Annotated in this window: 22 protein-coding genes; 7 read left to right on the top strand and 15 right to left on the bottom strand. The window is 61.1% G+C overall.

Translation table 11 applies throughout. From position 1 onward, the window contains the following. Positions 1–80: 80 nt before the first annotated feature. The 9 genes from recR to CI603_RS02340 form a co-directional block, all read right to left on the bottom strand. Positions 81–683, bottom strand: a complete 603-nt coding sequence (gene recR, locus CI603_RS02380) for a recombination mediator RecR (protein WP_046323913.1) — start codon at positions 681–683, stop codon at positions 81–83. After that, positions 683–3,610 carry a DNA polymerase III subunit gamma/tau gene (gene dnaX / locus CI603_RS02375; RefSeq protein WP_121912894.1) on the bottom strand — a complete coding sequence of 976 codons (2,928 nt, stop codon included), beginning with the start codon at positions 3,608–3,610 and terminating at the stop codon, positions 683–685. Before dnaX ends, recR begins: the two co-directional genes overlap by 1 nt. A gap of 70 nt (positions 3,611–3,680) precedes the next feature. Continuing rightward, on the bottom strand, positions 3,681–4,076 hold the full coding sequence (locus CI603_RS02370) for an Rv3654c family TadE-like protein (RefSeq protein ID WP_121912893.1): 396 nt from the start codon (positions 4,074–4,076) through the stop codon (positions 3,681–3,683). 3 nt (positions 4,077–4,079) lie between these two features. Further along, a complete protein-coding gene (locus CI603_RS02365; protein ID WP_121912892.1) occupies positions 4,080–4,457 on the bottom strand; it encodes a TadE family protein in 378 nt (125 codons plus the stop codon). Next, entirely contained in the window at positions 4,444–4,680 is a 237-nt protein-coding gene (locus tag CI603_RS02360; RefSeq protein WP_046323466.1) for a DUF4244 domain-containing protein, read from the bottom strand. Before CI603_RS02360 ends, CI603_RS02365 begins: the two co-directional genes overlap by 14 nt. A 330-nt stretch (positions 4,681–5,010) precedes the next feature. Continuing rightward, the gene (locus tag CI603_RS02355; protein ID WP_121912891.1) at positions 5,011–5,553 is read right to left on the bottom strand and encodes a pilus assembly protein; all 543 of its coding nucleotides are present in this window, start codon (positions 5,551–5,553) and stop codon (positions 5,011–5,013) included. Further along, positions 5,544–6,104, bottom strand: a complete 561-nt coding sequence (locus CI603_RS02350; RefSeq protein ID WP_220702249.1) for a type II secretion system F family protein — start codon at positions 6,102–6,104, stop codon at positions 5,544–5,546. The genes CI603_RS02355 and CI603_RS02350 overlap by 10 nt, the downstream gene beginning before the upstream one ends. A 114-nt stretch (positions 6,105–6,218) precedes the next feature. Continuing rightward, positions 6,219–7,307: a CpaF family protein gene (locus CI603_RS02345; RefSeq protein WP_121912889.1), complete on the bottom strand. Its 1,089-nt coding sequence runs from the start codon at positions 7,305–7,307 to the stop codon at positions 6,219–6,221. Beyond that, positions 7,304–8,071 (bottom strand): hypothetical protein, encoded by a 768-nt coding sequence (locus CI603_RS02340; RefSeq protein ID WP_147438267.1) that lies wholly within the window; start codon positions 8,069–8,071, stop codon positions 7,304–7,306. The genes CI603_RS02345 and CI603_RS02340 overlap by 4 nt, the downstream gene beginning before the upstream one ends. 782 nt (positions 8,072–8,853) lie before the next feature. Here CI603_RS02340 and CI603_RS02330 point away from each other — a divergent pair. From CI603_RS02330 to CI603_RS02310, 5 genes are all read left to right on the top strand, one after another. Then, positions 8,854–11,100 carry an RNA degradosome polyphosphate kinase gene (locus CI603_RS02330; protein WP_110425893.1) on the top strand — a complete coding sequence of 749 codons (2,247 nt, stop codon included), beginning with the start codon at positions 8,854–8,856 and terminating at the stop codon, positions 11,098–11,100. A 61-nt stretch (positions 11,101–11,161) separates the two neighbouring features. Further along, positions 11,162–12,241 carry an NUDIX domain-containing protein gene (locus CI603_RS02325; protein WP_121912886.1) on the top strand — a complete coding sequence of 360 codons (1,080 nt, stop codon included), beginning with the start codon at positions 11,162–11,164 and terminating at the stop codon, positions 12,239–12,241. 13 nt (positions 12,242–12,254) lie between these two features. Then, positions 12,255–12,950, top strand: coding sequence for a thymidine phosphorylase (locus CI603_RS02320; protein ID WP_046323916.1), 696 nt, complete (start codon positions 12,255–12,257; stop codon positions 12,948–12,950). Between the two features lie 248 nt (positions 12,951–13,198). After that, positions 13,199–13,837 (top strand): uracil phosphoribosyltransferase, encoded by a 639-nt coding sequence (upp, locus tag CI603_RS02315; RefSeq protein ID WP_015022561.1) that lies wholly within the window; start codon positions 13,199–13,201, stop codon positions 13,835–13,837. Between the two features lie 444 nt (positions 13,838–14,281). Beyond that, positions 14,282–16,351, top strand: a complete 2,070-nt coding sequence (locus CI603_RS02310; RefSeq protein WP_121912885.1) for an FtsX-like permease family protein — start codon at positions 14,282–14,284, stop codon at positions 16,349–16,351. Here the strand turns inward: CI603_RS02310 and CI603_RS02305 are convergent. After that, positions 16,320–17,405, bottom strand: coding sequence for a glycerophosphodiester phosphodiesterase family protein (locus CI603_RS02305; RefSeq protein WP_121912884.1), 1,086 nt, complete (start codon positions 17,403–17,405; stop codon positions 16,320–16,322). The two genes, CI603_RS02310 and CI603_RS02305, sit on opposite strands and share 32 nt — an antisense overlap. Positions 17,406–17,583: 178 nt before the next feature. Between CI603_RS02305 and CI603_RS02300 the strand changes: the two genes are divergently transcribed. Further along, the gene (locus CI603_RS02300) at positions 17,584–18,444 is read left to right on the top strand and encodes an aldo/keto reductase (RefSeq protein ID WP_121912883.1); all 861 of its coding nucleotides are present in this window, start codon (positions 17,584–17,586) and stop codon (positions 18,442–18,444) included. 50 nt (positions 18,445–18,494) lie between these two features. On the opposite strand, the gene CI603_RS02295 is transcribed toward CI603_RS02300, so the two are convergent. From CI603_RS02295 to dnaB, 5 genes are all read right to left on the bottom strand, one after another. Beyond that, a complete protein-coding gene (locus CI603_RS02295) occupies positions 18,495–20,204 on the bottom strand; it encodes an AarF/ABC1/UbiB kinase family protein (RefSeq protein WP_121912882.1) in 1,710 nt (569 codons plus the stop codon). Between the two features lie 92 nt (positions 20,205–20,296). Beyond that, a complete protein-coding gene (locus tag CI603_RS02290; RefSeq protein ID WP_141650120.1) occupies positions 20,297–20,656 on the bottom strand; it encodes a phasin family protein in 360 nt (119 codons plus the stop codon). Positions 20,657–20,873: 217 nt separating this feature from the next. Further along, a complete protein-coding gene (locus tag CI603_RS02285; protein ID WP_121912881.1) occupies positions 20,874–21,674 on the bottom strand; it encodes a type 1 glutamine amidotransferase in 801 nt (266 codons plus the stop codon). A 26-nt stretch (positions 21,675–21,700) separates the two neighbouring features. Further along, positions 21,701–23,092: a Mur ligase family protein gene (locus CI603_RS02280; RefSeq protein WP_121912880.1), complete on the bottom strand. Its 1,392-nt coding sequence runs from the start codon at positions 23,090–23,092 to the stop codon at positions 21,701–21,703. A gap of 2 nt (positions 23,093–23,094) precedes the next feature. After that, a complete protein-coding gene (gene dnaB, locus CI603_RS02275) occupies positions 23,095–24,435 on the bottom strand; it encodes a replicative DNA helicase (RefSeq protein ID WP_046323917.1) in 1,341 nt (446 codons plus the stop codon). Between the two features lie 416 nt (positions 24,436–24,851). Here dnaB and CI603_RS02270 point away from each other — a divergent pair, with 416 nt between their 5' ends. Further along, complete coding sequence (locus tag CI603_RS02270; protein ID WP_395947963.1) at positions 24,852–26,243, top strand: MATE family efflux transporter; 1,392 nt, start codon at positions 24,852–24,854, stop codon at positions 26,241–26,243. The last annotated feature ends 120 nt before the right edge of the window (positions 26,244–26,363 follow it).

Below are 26,363 nucleotides of genomic sequence, written 5' to 3'. Positions count from 1 at the left end.
CACCGTTCTATCAGACCCCCTCCACCAATATACGAAACAATGACAGCAGCCGGGAAGCTATGAATCAGTGACTACGTGCCTTACAGATCCCGACGGCCAGAAATCGCCCGGCCAAGGGTGATCTCGTCAGCATATTCCAGATCACTACCGACAGGCAGACCGCTGGCCAGCCTGGTGACCCGAAGATCCAGAGGACCCAGCAGCCGTCCCAGGTAGGTGGTGGTTGCCTCGCCTTCAATGTTGGGATCAAGGGCCAGCATGACCTCTTTGACCTGATCCGTGCCCAACCGCTTCAAGAGCTCGGGAATGCGCAGATCACCGGGCCCGACGTTGGACATGGGGTCGATGGCCCCACCCAGCACATGATATAAACCCCGGTATTCTCCGGTACGTTCGATACTCATGACATCCTTGGGCTCTTCGACTACGCAGATGATACTGCGGTCACGACGTGGATCCTGGCAAATGGGACAAGGGCTGGTCTCGCAAACATTGCCGCAGATCTCGCAAAACCGAACCTTCTCCTTGGCGGTAACAATGGCATCAGCCAGATCCTGAGCACTGCGCCGATCGGCTCCCAGAATATAGAAGGCGATGCGCTGCGCCCCCTTGGGGCCAATGCCCGGCAGTTGGGCAAAAGCATCAATCAGCTCTTGAATGGCTCCATCATAGGTAGCAGCCATCATTCACCTCCCTGTCGCTGCGTCTGTTCCTGCCGGCGCTTTTGGACGTTGATCGGATTCTGGGGGTCGTCAGCAGCAAAATCCTCCACCTTAGTCACGTCAAACATTTTGGTCAGTTCATCCTGGTTCATGGCATTATCCGCCCCGAGCCGGGCATCGTCCATGGAATAGACATCGTCCTCGGGATCCACAGAAGGCCCCGAATCCTGGGAGGCAGCTACAGCGGATGAAGCATCCTGACCGAGACCACTGGATGCCGAGCTAGCGAAGCCTGCTGGCATCCTCCTGTCCTCAGATCCGGCTGCCTTTGCCATTGCTCGGGAACCATTCGAGCCGCCTGCGGTACCCGAACCGCGATCGTCGCTCTGCATATCCGGCGAGGTTGGGATGCCAGCCGCCATGGTCCCTTCGTCAGCAACCGATCCGGTCCCCAATGTCGGAGCCGAGGTTGCACCCGAGGCGCTTCCCTGCCCCGACGAATCAACCGATTTCGAAACTCCAGGCCCCTGGTCTGAAGCTTCATGGCCTTGACTGTTGGAGGACTCCGTAGAAGCTGCAGCGGTGATTCCGGAATCGGGCAGGGCCCAAGGATCCGTGTCATCGCTCATGTCCGGCAGAGCAACTTTTTTGGACTCATGGTCTTTCTGAATAGTCGTCCCATCGCTGCCCTCACCAGGCTGCCGGGTCTTTTGCGGCACATGAGTCGCTGGAATGGGGTGAGCCCAGGGATCGTCGTCCGGCAACACCGTTGAAGCGGTTGAGCCGAAGCCTGCAGCCGGCAACGGTTCCGGAGACGACTGGACCGGGCCGCCGACCGGGTGGTGAGCGTCGTCGGAGTTTCCGTCGCCTGCAGCTTCTCCAGAGGTGGACCTTCCGTCCGACGTCGATGCTCCGGTCTCACCCTGGTGACCCGCCGAGGCCGTCATCTCCCTAGGGGCATGCCCTTGCTCCGTGGCCGCATGAGGCATGACCGCCGCTCCAAGGTTCATGGTGGCCAAGCCAGCCCGAGCCAGAGCCACCTCCTTCTTGACCTCTGCCCGACGCTGGGGGGACATCTTGTTGACAGACTCTACCGTCTCGCCGTTAGCAGCCGTCCCTGATGGGGCGATCATAGTGTCCTGTCCGAACTCCTGGCGAGCGCGAACCATGACAATACGTGGAACTTTGGTCTCCCCGTCAACCGACTGCGCAGCCACGGCCATGGCGAAGGCATGCTGGCTGAGTGGACGGTCGAAGGTCATAGACAGTCGTTTGCGGCCGGAGGGGTCTGCTTTCATGGCCACGGCAGGCACCCGGTCCCGCACCACATATTGGCGGACCTCCTCCGGCAGGGCAGCCACCAGAGCATCCCAGCGCTTATCCAGCTCTGTGCCGGTCGGAATCTCTGTTCCCTGTCCTCGCGTAGCCTCCGGTTGTACAGACTGCGGCGGTTCCGTAGACCGGGCAGGCCCGGAAGGATTGGTTGATTCGGCCTGCCCAGTTGGCGAGGAAGGGGCTTGCTTGCGCTCGGGTTGGGCAGAGCCTGAGCCGGAATGGGTGGGCAGTCCTTCGCCCTCTTGCCGTCCGCCAGCAAAGGAATCGGAATGAGAGCCTGCCATCCTCTGCGGCCCGGCAAAGGAAACGGGCGCTGCTACAGACGATGATCCTGCTCTGCCAGGTTGTTCAGAGCGATTAGCCTCGTCAGCGCGCCCAGGCTGGGATGCTCTGGCCGGCCGACCGTTCTGCTGTGATCTGTCAGCGCCGATGAACCCGCTACGGGCGGGTGCCGGGGTCACGCCACCGGCGGAAGTTGTCCCTGGGGCTGGTGCCTGCTCCATAGGCTCGCAACCAATTGCCAGCAGCCTGGCAGCCAGTAGCTCCAAGCGCATCCTGGGCGAGGTGGCTCCGTTCATTCCCGCCAGCGCATCATTGATGATGTCAGCCATTCTGGTCAGGACCTGCAGATCCAGAGCATTCGCCTGCCGATGCAGATCGGCCACCTGGTCGTCGTCAGCGTCCTCGCTCAGCACGCTCTCAGCACGCTCTCCCGCCAGTTTTAGAACCAGCAGGTCGCGGACATGGGCTAGCAGATCCTCAACGAAGCGCTGAGGCTCGAACCCACCGACGACCACCTTTTGAATGACCCCGTAGAGGCCAGCCCCATCGTGGGCGATCAGCGCATCCACAGCTTCGCTGATGAGTGCGGCAGGAGTGAACCCCAGCAGCGCTACAGCCGCATCATAGGTAATGGTGTGCTCGTCAGCGCCTACCATGAGCTGGTCCAGTACGGAAAGAGTGTCGCGCACCGATCCGCCTCCAGCCCGCATGGCCAGCTTGAGCACACCAGGCTCGGCCTTGATGTTCTCCTTTTCACAAATGCCCTCCAAGTAAGGCCCCATGACTTCCTGGGGCACCAGGCGGAAGGGGTAATGGTGGGTGCGGGAGCGGATGGTGCCGATCACCTTCTCAGGCTCTGTGGTAGCGAAGATGAACATAACATGTTCCGGCGGCTCCTCGACGATCTTCAGCAGGGCATTGAATCCTTGCTGGGTGACCATATGAGCCTCGTCCAAAATGAAGATCTTATAGCGGTCACGCACAGGGGCGAAACCTGCCCGCTCCCTAAGCTCCCTAGCATCGTCGACTCCATTGTGGCTGGCGGCGTCGATCTCCACCACATCGATGGAACCAGGGCCTCCTGTGGCCAGATCCCTGCAGCTGTCGCATTCGCCACAGGGATGGCTGGTCGGCCCCTTGGCGCAGTTGACGCAGCGGGCGAAAATCCTGGCACTGCTGGTTTTTCCGCATCCCCTGGGACCGGAGAAGAGGTAGGCGTGGGTCAGCCGGTTCTCATCCAGAGCTCGGGTGAGAGGGACCGTGACCTGCTTCTGACCGATTATGCCGTCAAAAGTGTCAGGCCGATACCGCCGATAGAGTGCTAGTGCCATGGTTCAAGGCTATCCATTTCTTTAGACACGTTCGCTTACCTTCCTAAGGCTTTCGCCCCGCTTCCTTCCCTCATCCACAGGGCTCGGGGCCTGCTCGGGCAGACTGGACCAAACGGGGCATCATCGGGACTCCGGTGTCTACGCCTACCGAGACCCTCACATCACCTCCATCCACCTGACAATCCGTCAGGACGCCACGGTTGAGACGGGCGACCCGGGAGGCCAGAGTACATGGCTGGGCCTGTCCTTCGTCCAGGGCAGAAGCTGCAGCAAGAGCCGAAACATCAGCACCGGTACGTGCACGCGTCCGGCAGATCATGAGATTGCCCAGAAGCGCCGCCAGAACCAGACCCAGGCCGACCAGAGCCATCAGCATAATGCCCAGAACCGTGCCGGAACCCGGATCCGAACCCCTTATCCATGAACCGGTACACTTCAGGTGCGTCTTTCTGGCATGTCCGGGCATGACTCATTCCTCCAAGATGGCCACGGCAGTGCCATGGACCTGTGCAGGCAGCACGCCCATTGGGCCGGCAACCACTGGGCATGACACCCTGACTGCCGTCTGTCCGGCTGATGGGCTCAGCCTCACCTGGGCATGCGGCCCAGCCATCCGGTGCACCAGCTCTTGGGAATCGCTCTTGCCGCGAGTGACGATCAGGTCTCTGGCAGCCGCGTTGGCCGCATCCTGACAGACCATGCCAATCCTGATCGTCTGGGTCAGCGTTAGCAGTATGAGAGCCAGGACCATGACCGCAGGAAGAATGATGGCGAACTCGGCCGTTACCGTGCCATTATCGGATCGCCACCCCCGTCTCCGTCCATACCGTCTTTCAGCCGACGGCACTGAGCGCCTTCTTCACCAGCCCCATCAGCAAAGTGCGTGTGGAAGGGGATTTGACAATTGCCAGCAATACACCGGCCAGCGTAGCGGCCGCCACCATGATCACGGCGTATTCAGCAGTGATGGCCCCGGATTCAGGCCTAGCCAGAACCACGCTCAGCCGCGCATGCAGGGCACGCACTCCAGAATCCATAGCCTGGCTGATGCGGACGTACAAAGCCGTCATGAACCGGCTGGAACGTTGCCTTATTCTTTGCAACCATTGTGATCCGGCACCTGCATCAGACCATGTCGTAGCCGACACCAATTGGCCTCCTGCCTGTCTTGTCTGTAGATGGAAGACCGTTGCAACCTCTTGTGGATATGTCATCGTTCTCACCTTTGTCTTTCCTTGTCTTCCCCACCCCGGCGAATTGCCATTCCTCAAAGAATCGGCATCCGATACCTTTCACTGTGCCCGTTCCAGCACATCTCTGTCGCCTTGTCGGATGCATGTGGACGAGTGGACCTGCATCGGCAACCTGTGGACAACTGTGCCCACAAGAACTCCACACCATCAGGACATCCCACCCGCAAAGGCCGCAATGCAAGGGATGACTCCGATCAGCACGAAGGCCGGCAGAATACACAGCCCGGTCGGCACCAGCAGCCTGACCGTGATCGTCGCCGTGGTCTGGGCCAGCGCGCTGCGGGCATGGTGATCCAGTTGACGGATGGTTGTCTCGATACGAGTCAGAGGCGATGATCCCAAACGCCAGGACGGCTCCAAACAGTCAGCCAGGACCTGCATGGACTGCCCGTAATCAGAATCGCCGATCGCCCCCGACCAGGACAGATCCCATCCGTTACCGCGTTCGAGCAGGTGAGCCACTTGAACCATCCGAAGCCCATAAGGGCCTGGCAACAGCCCGCCAATAACCCCCAGAGCTCTGGGCAGAGAAGCTCCCTGACGAACAGCGACCCCCAGCAAGGCTAATACCAGGCTCAAAGGCGGAGTTGATACCTGCTCATCGGCTAATCGCTCACCAAAGCCGTCGAATTCCATGAGCAGAAGGGCCAGTATGCTCGACAGAGCGGCAATCAGCGGTTTCAAATCCATAGATTCTCCCTGCCCAGATCGTTCATCAGCTGATGTATCCAAACCAGACCAACAACATAGAAGGCCGCTCCAAGAATCAGACATATGGTTCCCGGGCCCGGGCGACATAGGAAGGTCAACGGTCGCGCACCCATGAACTCTCCCATGATGATTGTCAACACCGGCAAGATCGACAGGAGGCGGATCGTGGCCCTGGGCACAGCAAAGGCTTTTTCCCGGGCCTCATCCAGCGCCGCCCGCCGCCTCTGCATAACCGCCACGGTCCGCAGCCCATCAGAAGCCCGGCAACCCATGATGGCGCTGAGCCCATAACAAGCCATCAGAGCCTGGGCCATAATTGTCAGAGTCGGCCCCCGTTCCTGAGGCAGGCATCGGTTCTCCAACATGGCCATGACACGTTCCCTCGTGACCTCCTGGGTGGCGAACCGCCGCCCGGATGCCTCCTCGAAAGCCTCTATCAGACCGCCTCCATTGTCGACAAAGGCAAGCAGGGAAGTGATCAGCACCGCCAGGCCGGGCCGATCCGACTGTGCAGAGGGCTTGACTGACATGGCCTTGAGCCTTGCGGCCACGTCGCCTCTATGCGGAAGCAGGGCCAAACAGGCAACAGACGTTATCATCGCAGCCAACCAAGCTGCAGTCTCGCCATTCATAATCCACCTCAACTACGCAGCGTTCGCCGAGGCGCTGGTCACAATGCCCCACCGCCTGGCAAACTTCGACCAGGCCGTTCCATATGTAGCTGCCCCTCGGCCCGGCCAGGTACAGACAGCCTCCCCCAAAAGCCGACCGTCAACGGTCGTCGTCAGTCGGCCAATCTGAGCGATATGTCTATGACCTCCGGTTCGTTCCAGGTGGATAACAACGTCAAACGCCCCTTGAGCTAGAGCCGCCAAGGCCCTCGGCTCCAGCCCCGCCAGCAGCCCCAAGGCCGCCAACCTGGCAGGAACGCGTTCTACATTGTCGGCATGCAGAGTGGCCATGCCACCCCGATGACCAGAATTGAAAGCTCGCAGCAGATCCGCTATCTCCTCTCCCCGGCACTCACCCAGAATGATCCGATCGGGCCGCATGCGCAGTGTGGCCTTGACCAAATCGACTAGCCCCACACCCCCTGCCCCTTCAATGTTGGATTCTCTGGCAGCCAGGGAAACCAAGTTCCTATGACCGGCAATACGGCCCAGCTCACGGACTTCCTCTACGACAACCAGCCGCTGCTCCTGTGGACACATGCCCAGCAGGGCCCGCAGAAGTGTGGTCTTGCCGGCACCCGTGCCACCAGTCACCAGAATGGTCGCCCGATTGACTACTAGTGCCCGAAGGATAAAGAGCCAACTGGCGGGACACAGCCCGCCAGCAACCAGCTCCTCCAGACCGGGCGGGTTTCTGTTGGGCAGTCTGATGGAAATGGCAGCGCCTTCTGGAACGAGCGGGGCCAGCACGGCGTGAACCCTGATCCCCTCCCTGCTGGAGGCATCGGCCATGGGCCGAGCATCATCCAGGCGACGCCCCAGCTGAGCGCATAACTGCACAGCAAAGTCCCTTACTGCCCGAGGGCCTGCAAACCCAGGCCGAAGCAGAACCTCCTCCATGCCCGCACCTCGGTCGATCCAGACATCGCCCTGTCCGGTCACTGCGATGTCAGTCACCACGGGGTCGCTCACCAGCCCATCCAAGTACCCGAAAGTGGGCGGCTGAGCGAAATCATCATCAGGGAATGAACCTTCGATGCTTTCCCCACTTCTCTCGATCATTGAACAGCCTTAGACCGAGTCGGTTCGCGAGAAGAGACCCGCTCTTCCCTTCTTTCGCCGACGATCATTCCTGCAATCCGCTCCACTAGTGGATGAAGAGCCCGAGCGTAAGCACGCGGTACCCGTTCCAGACCACGTCCATCCAAGACGGATGCAGACAGTTTCGGTTGCGGATTGAGAACCACGTCCACCGATCGGCCCAGAAACTCTTCCGCCTGCTCCGGGTCGACGCCATGACTGACCCGGTGCTGAGTGGGCATCATCCCAATCAGAGCCATAGGGGGCCTACACGAAATCAATGGACCGTCTTGAGCTTGGTCGCCCGCACCTCTGCGGCTGTTCAGAGCATGGAGCAGTGCCCTCGCCCGTGCAAGGCCCAGCACGGTCATATCCACCATCAACAACGAAGGCAGACCCTTCAGCGAGCGCAGATTACCCAGACCACGGCCCCGACCGGCATCGATCAGCAGGAGATCAGCAAATCCAGCCATTGCGTTGACGGCTGCATCCACGTCCCACCAACCCTGTGACGGAGCACTCCAAGGATCGTTGCTGAGTAACGGGATGCCATCCCAGACCGGCAGCTCTTCACGGAGGGCCTGAGGATCCACCCGGCCCAGGGGAGCATGGATTCCTCCCAACCGCATACCAGGCGCCCCCTCGATGCCGACCAGGACATCCATCCCTCCGCCGTCCAGGTCCAGATCCACCAGAGCGCATGACAGGACCATGTCCCGAAGCTGCTTGGCCATCAAAGCTGTCATGGTCGTCAGCCCAATGCCTCCTGAAGCAGAGAGAAAGACCAATCCGGCCACAGCGGACCCATATTTGGCTTCCGGGTCGCTCCGCCCGATGCCGGTATCCTCGCCCGCCCCCCCGCCTGGTTGGTGTTCCGAGGACAACCCGACCGAATTAAAGGAGTGCAGAGTCCTTTCAGACTCCCACCTTTTCATGCCGTCTTTTATAACTTTCGGCCGTCTGCCTATGCTTATTCCAGTCATGGCTACCAGTACATCCGCCCTCTGGCATCAGCACCAGTCCCCGGAGCTGATGTGGTCGAATAACCGCATGTCTCCACATCGCTTCGCCCTCTTTGTGTATAAATGCATCAAGACCGCGACACGCCTGAAATTGCAGTGTTTTTGAGTCCAAGCCCATGAAATGCCACAGATGAGCACACGGAAGCAACAGATTCCTCCAAACCTGGTGCATTCGGCCTGCCTCAATGCACGCAATCGCACAAAAGACCAAGTCGGCAGCCTTCCCTCGCCCCAGCCGATGGACAGGCTTGCCATCGGCCTCGGAACTGGCATAATAGCTTATACAAGGACGGTTCAAGAGCACGGAAGCCCACAAAGTGTATGGCCACTAGGACCGATACGTTGGACGGGTGTATAAGACTTGACCGTTGCAACGATGATGTTGTGCAGAGATTCCATCTGGACCGACCTTGTGGGAACGGCCTCCTGCGGGGGGCCGTTCCTATTTATCCACAGGCTTTATCAACGATTGCAGAGGACGGCACCTGGGAATAAAGTGCTATGGTATGGTTCAGAAATTTGACGCACCCTCCAAGGCCTTGCTACGGAGCCAGATTGCGGAGCATATTGCCGAGACCGACGGCCAGGCACGGCATGTATCCAAGCACTCGGATCACCCGGTCTCGCCCTTGCCTGAGGACCGCTATTTCGACCGGGAGCTGAGCTGGCTCAAGTTCAACAAACGTGTGCTCGAACTGGCCGAGGATGAGAGTGTACCCCTGCTGGAACGGGCCAATTTCGCCGCCATCTTCGCCAGCAATCTCGATGAGTTCTTCATGGTCCGCGTGGCGGGTCTGAAGCGCCGCGTAGACACCGGCATCGCTGTAACAGCTGCCAGCGGAATGAGCCCCCGTCAGCAGCTGAGGGCCATCTCCGAGCAGGCCCACAAGCTTCAGGATGAGCATGCCCACTATGTAATCGACCACATCCTGCCGGATCTGGCCGCCGAAAGCATCATCCTGCTGAGCTGGACACAACTGAGCAGCCAGGAGCAGGAACGGCTCACCAACTTCTTCCGGAACCAGGTCTTCCCGGTCCTGACCCCGCTGGCCGTCGACCCGGCCCATCCCTTCCCCTATATCTCAGGCAACTCGCTGAACCTGGCGGTCCTGGTGGAGAACCCCACCTCGGGCAAGACCCACTTCGCCCGCGTTAAGATTCCCGACAATCTCTCACGTCTGATTCCTGTGGACGATCTGACCGACGAAGAGGGCAAAGAGGAGCGCTACGGGTTCATCACCATGGAGAATCTGATCATCGCCCACCTGGAATACCTCTTCCCCGGCATGATCATCAAGGAGGCCCGCTCCTTCCGCGTCACCCGCAATGAGGATATTGACGTCGAGGAGGATGACGCAGAGAACCTGCTCAACGCCATGGAGAAGGAGCTTCTGCAGCGAAGGTTCGGACCGCCAATCCGCCTGGAGATTTCCGACTCCGCCTCTCCCTTCCTCTCACAGCTGCTGGCCAGCAAGCTCCGGGTCAACCAGGAAGAAGTCTATCGGCTGCCTGCTCCCTTGGACTGGACGGTCCTGTTCGAGCTGCAGTCCATCGACCGGGCCGACCTCAAGTTCCGCCCCTTCATTCCCACCACCAACCGGCAGATCGCCGAAGTGGAATCCAGCCAGGCCCAGGATATCTTCGCCGCCATCCGCGAGCATGACATCCTCCTCCACCACCCCTATGACTCCTTCTCCACCTCGGTTCAGGCCTTTCTGGAGCAAGCGGCGGCCGATCCGCGAGTGCTGGCCATCAAGCAGACCCTCTACCGGACCTCAGGCAACTCGCCCATCATCAATGCCCTGGTAGATGCCGCGCACGCCGGCAAGCAGGTCCTGGCCCTGGTCGAGATCAAGGCCCGGTTTGATGAGGAGGCCAACATCGCCTGGGCTCGCCAGCTGGAACGGGCCGGCGTCCATGTGGTCTACGGAATCGTGGGCCTGAAAACCCACTGCAAACTCTCTCTGGTGGTTCGTCAGGAGCAGGACGGCCTACGTCGTTACTGCCACGTGGGCACCGGCAACTACAACCCCAAGACCGCCCGCCAGTATACCGACCTGGGTCTGCTCACCTGCGATCCAGTAGTGGGACAAGACCTGACCAGGCTCTTCAATCAGCTGTCAGGCTATGCGCCCAAGTCCTCCTTCCACCGCCTGCTGGTAGCCCCACGCACGGTCCGCTCCGGGCTTCTGCAACGGATCGCCCGCGAGGAAGAGACCGCCTTGAACGGCAAGCCCGCGTGGATACGAATCAAGGTCAACTCCTTGGTGGATGAAAAGATCATCGACGCTCTCTACCGGGCCAGCCAGGCCGGAGTTCGCATAGACATCGTGGAGCGTGGCATCTGCGCCCTGAAGCCAGGCGTGCCCGGGCTGAGCGAGAATATCCGAGTCCACTCCATCCTGGGACGGTTCCTGGAGCACAGCCGCATCTTCGCCTTCGCCAACTCTCAGGGCCCCCAGATCGGCGAAGGTCCCTTGGCCGGGCCAGAAGTCTGGATAGGCTCTGCTGACCTGATGCACCGCAACCTGGACCGCCGTGTGGAAGCGTTGGTTCGCATCACCGCACCCGAGCAGGTACAGGGTCTGATCGACTACGTGGATCTGCAGATGGCCGACACCACCAGCTCCTGGCACATGCAGCCCGACGGCACTTACGTGCGCCATAGCCGGGATGATCAGGGCCGGCCTCTGGTCGACTCGCAGGAGTACCTGATCGACCGTCACTCCCGAACCCCCAGGGCCAGGCGATGATGATACGCCTCCAAGCCGGCAGGCCCGCCTCAGAGGCGGACGATCGGGATGGCATCCGGCCATGAGCAGGACGGTCGAGGCAGCCGGAGCCATCCTCTACCGGTGGCGCACAACCTTCCAGGGATGGATGAAATTCAGCGACGACGGCCGAGCAGCCCCAGGAAGCAGCCCCCGATCCGACCTTGATGAACTGGAGCTTTGCCTGGTCCATCGCCCCAAGTACGACGACTGGAGCTGGCCCAAGGGCAAGCTGGAGAATCGTGAGACCCACATGCGGGCGGCTGTGCGCGAGGTCGGCGAGGAGACAGGCTGTCTTGTCCGGCTGGGGCCATACCTGGGGGATACCGAATATCCCCTGAACAACGAGGGCCGACGCCGGGGCGGCAAGGGCGGCAGACTCAAACATATCTGCTACTGGATGGCTACTCCGACCGATTCGGAACACGGCGACGGTCAGGGCACACTGCTGGGACCCATCCACCGGCCTGATTCCAGGGAAGTCGACCAGATACGATGGGTCGGAGCCTCCGAAGCCCGCAAACTATTGACCCACCCCAGCGACAGAACCATACTGGATGCCTTTGTGGACCGGGTGGAGCAGGGCGGCATTCGGGCTCGTCAGTTGATCATCGTCCGCCACGGCAAGGCAGTGGCCCGAAAGGAATGGGCGGGCAAGGATGCGAATCGTCCTCTGACCCCCAGGGGCGCCGGCACCTCCTACGCCCTGGCTCGGGAGCTGGCCTGCTTTGCTCCCGACCGCCTCCTGTCCTCCCCCTGGATCCGCTGTGTGCAGACACTGCGTCCCTACGCCGACGAGGTAGGCCTGCCCATAGAGATGGAGGCCTGCCTGACGGAATCCTCCTACCACCGACGCCCAGACCAGGCCCACAACTGGCTTGACGAGCAGATGGCCGACCTGCTGAAAGGTAACAGAACCATCATGATCTGCATGCATCGCCCTGTCCTGGGAGGAGTCTTCGAGAAGCTGCGTGGGCTATGCTCCAGCGGATCGCTGTCCAAACGGCTGCCAGACGACTCCCCCTTCATGCCCACCGGCAACGCTGTCGTCCTCAGTCTGACCGGCGACCCCAATCATCCGACCATCATCGACATACAGAAGGTGACTCCCATTGTCTACTGACAGCAACTCCAGAATCGGCTCATCCTCAATCCGCTCCTCCCGTACGGGATTCGTGGCCTCTGGCACCGGAGCATCCCGGCCCTCACGCCCTGGCCAGCTGGATCCAGCCATCGCCGACCAGCTCTCCGGAGGCATGGATCCACAGCAGATCAGCGAGATGAGCCATGTATCAGCAGCCTCCCTGCTGGACCGGGTCCACCACAGCGCCGACCCGGCCATCGTAAAACGGGTTCTGACCCTGGTAGATCGCGAGGGTGTGGATGTCGTGGCCGAGCTCTGGAGCGACAGCGACCCCGATTCTCTGCCTGGCATCCTTTGGCGGCTTTACATGCTTCGCAGCTGGATGCGTCGGGACGCTGACGGAATCAGTCGTCTGTGGAGGCTGGGCGAACCCACCGACACCGCTGCATCAGCAATCGCCGGCGTGGACCAAGCCCCGGAGGCCGACGACATCATCCGAACCGCCGACTCCATCCTCTCCGGAGCATTCACGGGCGACTTCGCCATAGCCCTGGAACGGGCAGGAGCCTTCTGCGACGTGATCGCCCGCGGAATCAAGACCACCATCCGGGATGCCCAGAGCCGGCAGCTGGACGACCAGGAGGCCAAGGAGGTGGATGCGGCGCAGCGCACCGTCAACTCCCTCAATCAGACGGCACGTGACTTCATGAGGGGCGCATCACTCTGGCGGCGGGGACGGCTGGAGTAGGATCCGCCATCCTTTCAAGCCGGAAGCGTAAGCGCGTCGTGAGCACAGATCAGACCCCGGCATGCCCTACAATGGGGACTGCGTCGGACCATGTCTAAGCCCCGGGCTCCGTTTGTTGCCGCTGCGAGCGGCGTTTGCGCCGACAGGCGCTTGCATGGTTCGGCGTTTTCATTTCCACTCCCAAATCGAAGGCAGCATGGCTTGCCGGTCGCTACCAGAAGCCGACCCGCTGAGCTACGCTGAGAGGTATGGAACTTCACGTACTGGAACACCCGCTGATCGAGCATAAGCTGACCGTACTGCGGGACAAAAACACCCCTTCCAACACCTTCCGCGAGCTGATCAGCGAACTGGTCATGCTGGAGGCCTACGAGGCCACCCGCAATCTGGACATCGAGGACCACCCCATCGAGACCCCGGTCGCTCCCATGGTGGGCAAGAAGCTCTGCTCCCCCCGGCCTATGGTGGTTCCCATCCTGCGCGCCGGACTGGGCATGCTTGACGGCATGACCCGGCTGCTGCCCACCGCCGAGGTCGGATTCCTCGGTCTCAAGCGCGACGAGAACACCCTGGACATCATCACCTACGCCAACCGTCTGCCGGAGGACCTCTCCGGACGTCAGTGCTTCCTGCTGGATCCCATGCTGGCCACCGGCGGCACCCTGATCGCCGCCACCAAATACCTTGCCGAGCGCGGCGCCAAAGACGTGACCTCCATCAACATTCTGGCCGCTCCCGAGGGCCTGAACCGCCTCAAGGAGGAGATGGACCCCTCCATCAACCTCAAGGTGGTGGTCTGCGCAGTCGATCAGAAGCTGAACGAGCACGCCTACATCGTGCCTGGCCTGGGCGATGCCGGCGACCGCCTTTACGGCGTCATCGACTGATCCAACGAACTGACGGGGCACGAACCCCATACCTGACAAGGACCCGAATCTGCACGATTCGGGTCCTTTTTTCAACGGTGTTCGATGGCCGTCCCGGCGGATGCTGTGCAAAATGGACTAGGCTTCCCTCCCCTACCCCGTCAGCGAGTATAGGTTCGCTATGAAGTCGCCGCTATAGAGACTGCCGGCTCTGCAATGCCATGGAGCTTAGCGAACCAGTCATCATGTCTGTAATCCTCCCAACCTCTATTCTCCCAACCGTCTATCCCTCGACTCCCACCCTCTCGCCTCTGTCCTCTTGCCCACCCTCTCGCACAAGAGTGCCTAATCGCTAATCGCTACCCTGGTTCTCCCCCTGGTCTGACCCTGAAAACACCCTGAGTGGGCCTTCGCACAGTGTTGCAATAAGAACAGCAGCATTCAAGGGCGAGAAAGGAGCACACCATGGAGGGCAAGTCCCTTTCCCTAGGTGAATCAATCACAGGAACCGGTGCCTCAGGACCGATGGGCGGGGGCGGCTCGCAAACCGCAGGTCGAACCAAGGCACGCACTCCTGGCCTGGCCTCCCTGGTGCGATCCTTTCTGCATGAGCATCGGTCCTCCTACACGGTCATGGTCTTGGCGGTCATGGCCGCCTCGGTCCTTACCAGCGCCTGGGCCCAGGTAGCCATTGCCGCTCAGAAGGGCGACGGGATGCCAGATACTCGCGCAATGAATTCCTACGACCGCGCTATGACCCTGTCCTTACAAGACGGCGCTGCACTGATATCCATAACGTACGCCTGCATATGTGGGTTCGTCTCCATCTTCCTCGTCATCACTTCTGTGGGGTTCCTGATCGAGCGCCGTCGTCGCGAATATGCTATGATGCGGCTTTCGGGCGCCTCTCCCCGCACGGTGAGACTCATCTCCCTGTTGGAATTCATGATTCCGGTAGGCTTAGCCGCCCTCGTGGGCAGTTTGGCGGGATGCCTGCTGGTGCCCGCATTCGCCAAGTCCCTGATTAACTCAGGCCTTGAAGCGCTGGAAATGACCGCGCATCCCCACCCCATGGGGATTGTCCTCGCCTTCGCCGGGATACTCCTGGCAGGCCTCTTAGGAACCTGGTTCGCTGCCAGAAGGATTACCGCCATCTCTCCCATCGAGGCTTTGCAGGACTCAGGGAATCGGTCGGGGACCAAGTCAATCGGCCCTCTTCGCCTGATAATCGCCCTGGCCGGCCTGGCTGGAGGACTGGCCATGGTCTATCACCGCTTCAACGGCATGGACATTGAAATCCAGATCCTGGCCACGACCGGCTGTCTGCTCGTCATCATCGGCGCCCTGGCCCCTGTCCTGGTTCCGGCCTGCGCCAACCTGATCGGCATCCCCTTCCAACTGGCTTTCCGAGGTGCAGGTCTCCTGGCGCGGCAAAGGGCGCGGAAGGAGAACCGGAGCTCCACCGCCATCGCGGTGCCGATCATACTGATGCTGGTCATCGTAACCGGATTGATAGCCCTAGGAAGGTCCAGCTGGGCGCAATTATCCCTCAGCCGAAACAAGCCGGTTGCTGCCGAAGTCATGGTCACAACAGATACCAAAGACACCAGGGATTTGGACCGGCAACTTCGCTCGTCCGCAGATGTAGGATCCGCCGTCACCTACAGCAAAGAATCTTGGAGAAGAGCGGGCAACACAGACAGCAAAAGCGATGCACCTTTCATCAGTGCCATGCACATCAACAAAAGCGGCAAGGCACTTGACACGATCAGTCCTGCTTTCATCACAGGCTCGGCTGCAGACCTGGGACCAGGTAAGGTCGCCATATCGAAAGGCCACAGTCAGGAAAAGAATCCCCTCGGACGCACGCTGACCTTAATCGACAAAAACGAAAAGCGTCACACGCTGACCATCACCGCCATTGTTGACATGACACCGACAGGGCAGACAGGCGAGTACCTGATCATGGATGACAGCCTGTCACAACTGGCTCCCGACAACCGTGGGTTGACTACCTTAGTCAGGACCGCTCCCCGAGTCCAGACAAACGATTTGATCAGTAAGCTCAACGCTTCATGGGACAGCAAGGGCATCAAGGCCTGCACCAAGAAGGAGTACATTCGTTCCGACATCCAAAGGTCACAGGAGGTGCAGCGAGCCATGCCCCAGATGGCGAGCGGGGCCATCGTCCTGACGGCCATATTTCTGATCCAGGCATGCGCCATCGCGGTCAATGAGCGTCGCCAGGAGAATCGTAGAATGCAGGCCGCCGGTGTTTCACGTGGAACCTTGGTCTGCTCCTCGATTTGGGAGTCAGTGATTGATGCTCTTTCGGCCATCCTTCTTTCAGCCCTGGCCATGGCGGGGGTGCTGGCCGTCATCTTCCATCAGTTGTCCGACCAGGTAGACATGAGCGTCGTGCCCCTCCCCTACGGCTACTTCCTGACCATGGCACTCTGGGCGATAGGCTTGGCCGCTGCAGCCTCCGGGCTGTATAGCTGGTTCAGCTCTCGGGCAGATACGACTCGAAGATGATCCCATCGAAGTCCGGACTGGCCGCCTTTTGCGCACGCTCTGAGCGGACGGTCCAGGCGAGGGGAGTTCCACCCAGGAATCGATAGAGACGCATGGGCAGTGAGTGCCCGCTGTGCCACTCGCAGGCCACAAAGTCCGGCCGCCCCAGCCAATCGAAGAGGAGGGATCCAGCCATCCAGCGCACAGCCGAGGAGCAGGTGTCCACCCGGCCGTGATAGGGGGCGACCAGTTGTCCCCTAGTGACGCCTGGGTGGTGAACCCGATACCAGGCAAGGGCCAGGACATTGAATGATTCAATCACATAAGGGCCCTGGTATTTGGACAGGAGGGCATCGGTCCGACGCATAAGCTCCCGATCCAATCCTCGGTCCATCTTGATCTCGACAACCAGGGGCACCCGGCCATCCACCAGAGCGAGCACCTCAGACAGAAGAGGCACATGCTGCACTTCAGGATCGTCGAGGCTCTCGTCCTCTCCCTCCGTTTCGGGACCGCCATCGTGGTCGGCAGAGCCCGCAATCTCTTCCACGGGCTCAGGAGCTTCAGCAGGGCTTGGGCACAGGGGAATCCTCCGCAGCTGATCGTAGGTCAGGTCCGCTACTGCTCTATTGACGCCTGCCACCCGCCGCAGATCTCCATCGTGGATGACCACCACCTGGCCGTCCCGACTGAGATGGACATCCAACTCGATTCCGTAGCCGGCCCTGCAGGCTGCCTCGAAAGCAGCCAGCGAATTTTCGGGTGCCACCACCCGACGGTGGTTGACCGGAGCCGAGGCGTGCCTGCCCAAGGGCCTGCCGGATGCAACCTTCAGGCAATCATAAATACGGTGCAGGTAGGCGGTCTGTCCAGTGTTGGGATTGGTCACCTCCATCCCCGAGCCAGCATCATGCAGACCCCTATGAGCATATGGATGCAGCGACAGGCCCACAGGCTTTCTCCGGCCCGCAATCACCGAAAAACCAGGAGCCAGAGCCCAGCACCAGCCTCCCAAAATCCCGAATCCCAGACCCAGCGCGACCTTGCCGGCCAATCGTGCTTTGGACCCCATCATCGCCTCCAGCCATCAGCTACTTCACTATCCACGCTAGCATCGCAGAAGGCTGGACGCGCTTTGCTGGTTGACTTCAAGCTGCTCCAAGGCCCTATCCTTGAACAAGCAGATCATAGAGGCACGCTTTGCCCCTCAGCCTGTTCCATCAAACCATTTGCCAAGAAAGAAGCACAATACCATGCAGAACGATTCATCCACCTCCGTCCCGTCCGTCAAGCTCAACAACGGCGTCCTCATGCCCATGGAAGGTTTCGGCGTCTACCAGATCGCCGACCTGGACGAGTGCCGCCGCTCAGTCCTGGATGCCCTGGAGACCGGGTACCGGGCCATCGACACGGCCCAGGCCTATGGAAACGAGCAGGCCGTCGGAGATGCCCTGGCCCAGAGCGGCCTCGACCGTGACCAGGTCTTTCTGACCACCAAGATCTGGATCACCAACTACGGATACGACAAGACCAAGGCCTCGGTCGAGGAGTCCATGAAGAAGCTGGGCACTGACCACCTGGACCTGGTCCTCCTTCACCAGCCCTTCAACGACTACTACGCAGCCTGGCACGCCCTTGAGGACCTCTATGACCAAGGTGTACTGCGGGCCATCGGAGTCTCGAACTTCTATGCCGACCGGTATGTAGACCTGGTCAAGTTCAACAGAATCGTCCCGGCCGTCAACCAGCTGGAAACCCACGTCTTCCACCAGCGCCCCCAGGAGCGCACCTACATGGACAAATACGGCACCCGTATTGAATCCTGGGGACCCTTCGCCGAAGGCCGCCAGGGGATGTTCACCAACCCGACCCTGACCGAGATCGGGCAGGCGCACGGCCGGACCGCAGCCCAGGTAGCCCTACGCTTCCTGGTCCAGGACGGGGTAATCGTCATCCCCAAGAGCACCCACCGCGAGCGCATGCGCGAAAACCTCGACATCTGGGACTTCCAGCTCACCGACCCGGAGATGGATCGGCTACGGGCCATGGACACCGGCAAATCCGCCTTCATGGACCATGAGGACCCTGAAACCGTGGAGGACTTCGCCGGCTGATTCAGCATCAGACAGTATCTATACCCATATAGGATGAAGGGGCTCTCAGCCTAGGCTTCGCCGTTGCGTCGCCGACGCTTGAGGGCCCGGTGCTTGATCAGGATGTCCAGGACTATCCAGACCGAAAGAACGAAAGCCACCACATAGCCCAGCATGCTGACCACCGGGATGCCGAAGACCACCGGCTTGATGCGGGCAAAGTAGACGATCGAAGAGCCCACATAGAGGCCGACGACAATGAGGGCCATGGTCAGCCTGTTGACCATGTCGGACAGCTGCTGCAGGGGTTCCTCGGAGCCTACCAGCTGCACATTGGCGCGCAACTGGCCCCGGGTCAGCATCTTGGCTGCGGTCTGGGACTCAGCCAAGGCGCCCAAAAGCCCATGCAGGGCCAGGTCGCCCTGGATGCCCAACTTCCTGGTCTCTTCCTTGAGGATGGATCCCGCGCCCTGGCTATAGCCGACATGATCGGTGATGATCTGCACGATGTTGGCCTCAGGCAGGAACTCGTCCAGGAGTCCTTCAAGCGTGACCAGGCAGCGCGCCACCATGGTGACCGACCCCGGCACCTTGATGCCATGCCGGGCGGCCAGCTTCATAACGGCATTGACGTATTCGGCGATATCCAAATCGGCCAGATCCAGCTTGCCGAACCGCTGGACGACCGCATCCAGGTCGGCCAAAAGATAGGGGTAGTCCTCGGCCCTGGCCTCGCCTGTGCCAGCGAAGCGGAGCAGTCCCTGGGCCAGTGCAGGTGAATCCTCACGTCCTACTGCAAAAATCATGTCCTTCAAGGCCGATTTGGTCACCTTATCCAGGCGTCCGACCATCCCAAGGTCGATCAGCACTATGCAGCCGTCACGGATGATGATGTTGCCGGGGTGCGGATCAGCGTGAAAGAAGCCCCGGTCCATGATCTGGGTGGCATAGTTGTCGACCAGCTTGATGCCGATCTCCTTCAGGTCATAACCCTGGGCCACCAGCTGGGCGGGCCGTGAGAGGGATATCCCGTCGATGTACTCCATCACCACCACATGCCTGGTGCAAAGCTCGGGATAGGGCTTCGGGCAGTCGATGTAGGCGTAAGGGCCACAGAAATCCTTGAATTCAGCCAGATTGGCGGCCTCCTGCTGGAAGTCGACCTCGGACTGGAAGGTCTCCCAGAGCTCCTCGACAACCCCACGGATGTCAATCACCTGGGTACTGCGGACGAACCGGGAGGCCCACTTGACCATGCTGCGCAGAATGTCGATGTCCTGGGCCATGGTCTCTTGAATCCCTGGGCGCTGGACCTTGACGGCCACGTCCTCCCCGCTGATCAGGCGGGCCCGATGCACCTGCGCCAGGGAAGCCGACCCCAGGGGAACATGATCTATGGAGGAGAAGATCTGGTCAAGCGGACGGCCGTACTCGGCGGCCAGTGTGCTGATCACCACGGAATACGGGATGGGATCCGCGTCGGCGCGCAACTTGGAGAGCTCACGGCAGAAGGCCTCCGGCAGGATCTCCGAACGCATGGAGAGAATCTGGCCCACCTTGACGAAAGTGGGCCCGAGCGCCTCGAACAATCGGCGCATGGTGACCGGGGTCAGACCATGGATGATGTCGAATTGGTTGGCAATGCGGATCATCTCAGCCAGCCGACGGGCCCTGCCACGCCTGTGCCGGATCCTTACTGCCGCCCCCTGCCGCTCTCCCGTACCGACCCCGAAGAGGCCGATGGTCTGCACAGGGGCATCATGCCCGTTCATGGCATCCATACTCACCACTCACCTGCGTCCTTTATCCGCATGGCCGACCAGCGGCAGGCATTCCGGCGCAGACGACCGACGCTGACAGTAATTGACCGCCTTCAGCCCTGCTGACCCGCAATGGGATCATTGGAGGTGATGGGGATGGACCCAGACCGACGATTCGGCATTGGCGCCAGGGGCTCATGGTCGGGACGACGGGGATCAGGAGCAACATGAGTCGCAGGCCTGGGCGCGCCAGCAGCCGGGGCCGACGCAGCCGGTGCAGGTGCAGGAGCGGGAGGGTTCTTCCTGTTCCGCTTTAACTCAGTATTAAGAATCTTCCCCTGCTCTACTGTCAGCTCACCCTTCTTGACCAGGTTGTCAATGACCTCCTGGCCCTTCTCCACGCCTGTGGCCAAGGCTCCGATGCCAGCCAGAAGCACCTTGTGCAATCCGTCACCGATATGCAAATCCGACATGATATGCCTCCCAGCATTCATACGCCCTTGAAGTACCGGGCTCTTTTGACCGCCAAGAGACGAGCGGCCGTCTCTCTTTATAGTCTAGCTGGATATCCCCGACTGATCCCACTCGACACCGTAGCAGGAGGGACCGCAACGTCTTTCCCCTGTTATTGCCCTCCGACCACTCATCAAAATCTGTGCCGGACCCGCAGACGCAACCGCAGGCCCCTCCTCATCTGGGCCTGGAGGCAGCGATGCGGCTGGCCTGATCTGCCAGGGAGTCCAGACGCTCCAGTTCGCTCCGGCTCCTCTGGTCCATGGCCTTCTTCATCTGGGCGAAGGTGCCCTGGCCGTACCGCCTTTCGGCTGCACCCTTGATAAGAAAGTCTGTGATGGCCGGATTCTTCGGCAGCAGCGACCCGTGCATGTAGGTGCCGATGACCTTCTTCCATCGGGCCCCCTCGGTGTGGTCCTTGCCATTGTTGCCGCGGCCATCCTCGGTCACCATGCCCAGGGGCTGGGCTCCCTCCCCCAGGTAGGTCAGGCCCGAGTGGTTCTCATAGCCGACCACCCTGCCGAAGTCCTCTGCCTGCTCCACCAGGTTGCCGATCATCCGCTCGGGCTCGGCAATGGTATGCACGTCGAGGATGCCGACCCCCTCCAGGCGCTCATGATCGGAGGTCTCGAAATAATGGCCGAAGAGCTGGTAGAGCCCGCAGATCATCAGCATGGGCACATCCTGGTCGGCCAGATCGCGCAGAAGCCCGCCCCGCTCCCGCAGGTCGTCGATGATCCGTTCCTGGCCATGGTCCTGGCCGCCACCGCCCAGAATCATGTCGATCCGCTCCGGCCAGGCATCGCCGGGATCGTAATAACGGACCACGGGACTGAACCCATACAGATCAGCCCTGCGGGTCACGCTGAGTATGTTGCCCGAATCCCCGTAGATGTTCATGTCACGGTGGTAGAGGGAGAGGATCTGCAGCGGCGGATGGGTCCCAGCGGCCTTTGCCTTATCCTGCGACTGCGACATTCCTGCGCTCCTTTTGGTTCGCTCGCTCATGCGCCCACCCCGGCATCGTCAACGCTCGTGATCCTGCCGAGGGCGGACCGGAGCCGGAGCATTGACGTGTAAGTGCAGTAGATTCGCTTGGGCCGCCCTGGGTGCACCTCAAGGAAGGCCGTCAGCGCCCGATCCAGGTCGGTCTCGATCGCATCCGTGGGCACTTGGTCATAGGCCAGACGCAGGGCCATGTCATAGGCCCGGGTGCCGGAAACCATGGCCACGCCGGTATCCCTGAGCGAGGTGAAGTCCACATCCCAGAGCCAGCTCATGTCACGTCCGTCCGCATACTCGTCGCGGATGGCGATCATGGTGTCCTGTCCGGCAGGGTCGAAGGAGGACAGGGCCAGGCGGAAGCCCATGGGGTTCTTGACCAGGACCAGCTCAACCGGCGCGCCCTGGTAGGTGATGACCTCTCCGCGGCCGAAGGCGGGCGTCACCTTGGACAGGGCATCCATGAGCGCTGCATCATCAGGCTCCCTGTCTTCCAGAACGACTCTCACCAGCGCCAGGGCAGCGGCCGCATTGTAGAGGTTGTAGACGCCCTCCAAACGCAGATCGGTCTCCAGGATCCGACCGTCCAGGCGGAAGGCAGCCCTGTGGTCCATGACCCGTTCCAGGGTCACCTCGGCTGGCAGCCGGTGACCATGGCGGACCGGACGGGGAGCGCTGCCCGCACTGCCAACGTCAGCACCCCGGTCCGAGGCATGCATGTCGTCATCGGTGGGGAAATAGTTCAGCAGATCGTCTGACAAGCCGAAGTAGGCCACACCGGTCTGGGCCGGTGTCTGGGCGGCCAGGCTGGCAATGCGCGGATCCTCACGGTTGAGGACCACCGTGCCCGTGGTGGCCTGAGCCACCTGACCCAGCAGCCGGGCTGTAGTGTCGATTTCCCCAAACCGGTCCAGCTGGTCGCGCATGACATTGAGCAGAAGGGCGTAACGGGGCCTGACCTGTCGCACAAAGTGGACCGCATAGGCCTCATCCAGCTCCAAGACGGCGATGTCGGCATGCAGACGGCCGGAGAGCCCCAATGTAGAGACCAAAGCCGAAACAACGCCGCGGGTGAAGTTGGATCCGGTCGGATTGGTGAAGACCTTGAGGCCCAGGGATTCCAGCATGGAGGCCACCATCCGGGTGGTGGTGGTCTTGCCGTTGGTACCCGAGACCAGAACCACACCACGAGGCAGCCCCGACAGGGTCCTGGCCAGGAAGCCCGGGTCGATCCGCTCCACCACCTTGCCAGGCAGGGCCGAACCGCCATGATGGGATAGTCGCGAAACGAGGCGCACCGCCTTGCCGACCAGAAGGGCCAGGAGCGAACGCCAAGGCCGACGGGGACGATCAGGCTGATCGGCAGGCTGCGCCTTGGAAGTCGTGGACCGCATGATCAGACCCCTCCCTGCTGGTAGTCCTGGGGCATGTCCTTGAACTTGGACTTCTCGCCCAGGAAGGCCAGCTTAAAGGTGTCGGTGGGGCCGTTGCGGTGCTTGGCCAGGATGATGTCGGCCTCGCCCGGACGGTCCTCCTTGTCGTAGAAGTCCGGTCGGTGGACCAGGAAGACCACGTCGGCATCCTGCTCGATGGAACCGGACTCGCGCAGGTCGGAGAGCATGGGCTTCTTGTCGTTGCGCATCTCAGGACCACGGTTGAGCTGGCTCAGCGCCACCACCGGGACCTCCAGCTCCTTGGCCAACAGCTTCAGGGCGCGTGAGAAGTCGGAGACCTCCTGCTGGCGGGATTCGACCCGCTTGCCCGAGGTCATCAGCTGCAGGTAGTCGATGACCACCAGCTTCAGATCGTTGGTCTGCTTGAGCCGGCGGCACTTGGCGCGGATCTCCATCAGGCTCATGTTGGGCGAATCGTCCAGGAAGAGCGGGGCGTCCTGGAGTCTGCTCCAGAAGGTGTTCAGGGTGTTCCAACGTTCGGGGGTGATGTCATCCGCCCGGCGCAGGGCCACCAGGGGGATGTCGGTCTCGGCCGAGATGATGCGCTGGGCCAGCTCGGTCTTGCTCATCTCCAGGGAGAAGACCACTGTGGTCATGTTGTTGTGGAGGGCTGCGGCGCGGGCAAAGTCGATGCCCAGGGTGGACTTGCCCATGGCCGGGCGGCCGGCCACCACGATCATCTGCCCGGGCTGCAGGCCCTGGGTCACATCGTCGATGCTCTTGAAGCCGGTGGGTACACCCCGCTCCATTTCGCCGTTCTGCAGCTTGTCCAGCTGGTCCAGGGTGTCATGGACGACCGGCCCGATGGCCTCGTAATCCTGGCGGACCCTGCCCACGCTCATCTCGTAGACCTCAGCCTGGGCAAGATTGACGATGTCCTCGGCCTGGGAGCCCTCGGCCGAGTAGCCCAGCTGGGCGATCTTGGTGCCAGCCGCGATCACATTGCGCAGGATGGCCCGCTGGTGGACGATTTCGGCATAGTAGGTGGCGTTGGCGGCTGTTGGGACCGAGGCCACCAGGGAGTGCAGATAGTCGGTGCCCCCCACTTTCTCCAGGTCGCCGGACTTGAGCAGTTCGTTGGCCACCAGGACCGCATCCACCGGCTGGGAGGCCGAGAAGAGGGTGACGATGGCCTCGTAGATGGTCTGGTGCTTGGGCTGGTAGAAGTCGGATATCTCGATCATCTGGCTGACCTCGCCGATGGCATCCTTGCTCATGAGCATGCCGCCCAGCACGGCCATCTCCGCATCGTCGTCATGCGGGGGCACCCGGTCGAAAAGCATGTCACGGCCGGTCTGGGCATGATCGGTGGGACGCTGTTCGGGATGGGTGTAGTCGGTGTAGTCGTCGGAAGCCATAGCCACGATTCTACGAAGAGGACCGTCCTTGACAGCCCTAAGAGACGGATTTCACCCAAGGCATTCACCAGGACGCGCCGACCGTACTGGACGGGCACAGGGCTGCTCCTGTATGTGTACAGAAAAATAAGTTATCCACATTCAAGGCGTGTCCTAGAGGACATGTGTGCAACTTATCCACCTCATGGGTATAACTCTGTGCAAAACTTGGGGACAGCCTTCCACATCATCAATCCAGCTTGCACTCAGGGCTGTTTGGTGATACGTGATCTGCCGGCAGGGCGTCCACGGACGGGCTTCCAGGGGTTGCGTCTTCAGGCCCGAGCACTAGCATGACGTCCATGCACAGCCACAGGAACATCCCTGAAACCGAGACCGGATCAATCACGCCGGAAGAGCGGCGGGCGACCTACCGGACTATTGCCGGACTGGCCATACCCACCTTCGGCCAGCTGATCGCCTCCCCGCTCTTCGTCATGATCGACACCGCCATCGTGGGCCACATCAGCGACTCGGCCCTGGCCGGGCTCTCCATCGGATCCACTGTGGTGCTGACCACCGTGGGGCTCTGCATCTTCCTGGCCTACGGGACCACCTCTCAGGTGGCCCGACTCATGGGTGCAGGCCGCCGCAGGGAGGGCATGCAGGCCGGCGTGGACGGCATGTGGCTGGCCTTCGTCATCGGCCTGGTCGTCTGCGCCCTGCTCCTGGCTCTGAGCCGGCCCATCTGCAGCCTGATGGGAGCCCGCGGGCCGGTCCTGCAGGCAGCGCAGACCTACCTGAATGCCCTGGTCTTCGGTCTTCCGGCCATGCTTATGGTCTATGCGGCCAACGGCATCTTCCGGGGACTGCAAAAGGTAAAGATCACCCTGGTGGCCGCTGTATCAGGCGCCATCCTCAACACCGCCTTGGAGGTCCTTCTGGTCTTCGGCCTGCACATGGACATTCTGGGCTCAGGCCTGGCCACGCTGATTGCCGAGTGGGCCATGGGGCTCTTTTTGACCATCCCCGCCCTGGTCTGGGCCCGTCAGGAAGGCGCCCAGCTGCGGCCCCGACTCTCAGGCATGGCGGCCAGCATGGGCGACGGTTTCCCGCTCTTCCTGCGGACCCTGGCCCTGCGGATCTGCCTGTTCATGACCGTGGTGGCTGCAGCCCACCTGGGCGAGCAGGTATTGGCTGCCTACCAGGGGGTCAACTCGGCCTGGAACTTCGGACTGAACATGCTGGATGCCGTGGGCATCGCCGGTCAGTCACTGGTGGCCACCGAGCTGGGCGCCAGACAGCGGGCGCGAGCGCGGGTCATGACCGACCTGTCAGCCAAGGCCGGCATGACCATGGGAGTGCTGGTCGGGCTGGTCATGATCGCTTTGGGCCTCTTCGCTGCTCCGTTGTTCAGCCCAACGCCGGCCATCAGATCTCTGATCACCGTGGGCATGATCGTCCAAGGGGTCTTCATGCCCGTCGCTGGATGGATGTGGGCCTTGGACGGAATCCTGATCGGAGCCGGGGATTATCGCTACCTGGCAGCCACCTGCTCCCTGACAGCCGTGATCTATGTAATCGGACTGCTGGGCATGACGGCTCTGGCCATAAACTGGACACCCACCTGGCGGATAGCCATGCTCTGGGCCGTTCTCAATGTCCTCTTCATCGGCGTCAGGGCCATCTGCAATGGCTTGAGAACGCGCACCGATGTCTGGATGGGGACAATCGACCAGACCAGCCAAGCGTGAAGAGCCATTTTCAACGACTCAGACAAGGAAATCCCAGACATAGAAAAAGCAGGATCCCGACAGCTAGACCATGAAATTGGCCACAGCGACAAGATCCTGCGAAACTGGTCAGCACAGGAA

It is taken from the genome of Bifidobacterium sp. wkB338 (assembly GCF_003688325.1).
GTDB lineage: Bacteria > Actinomycetota > Actinomycetes > Actinomycetales > Bifidobacteriaceae > Bombiscardovia > Bombiscardovia polysaccharolytica.
Note: the sequence above shows the minus strand (reverse complement) of the source record. Positions and strands in the feature narration are given on the sequence as shown.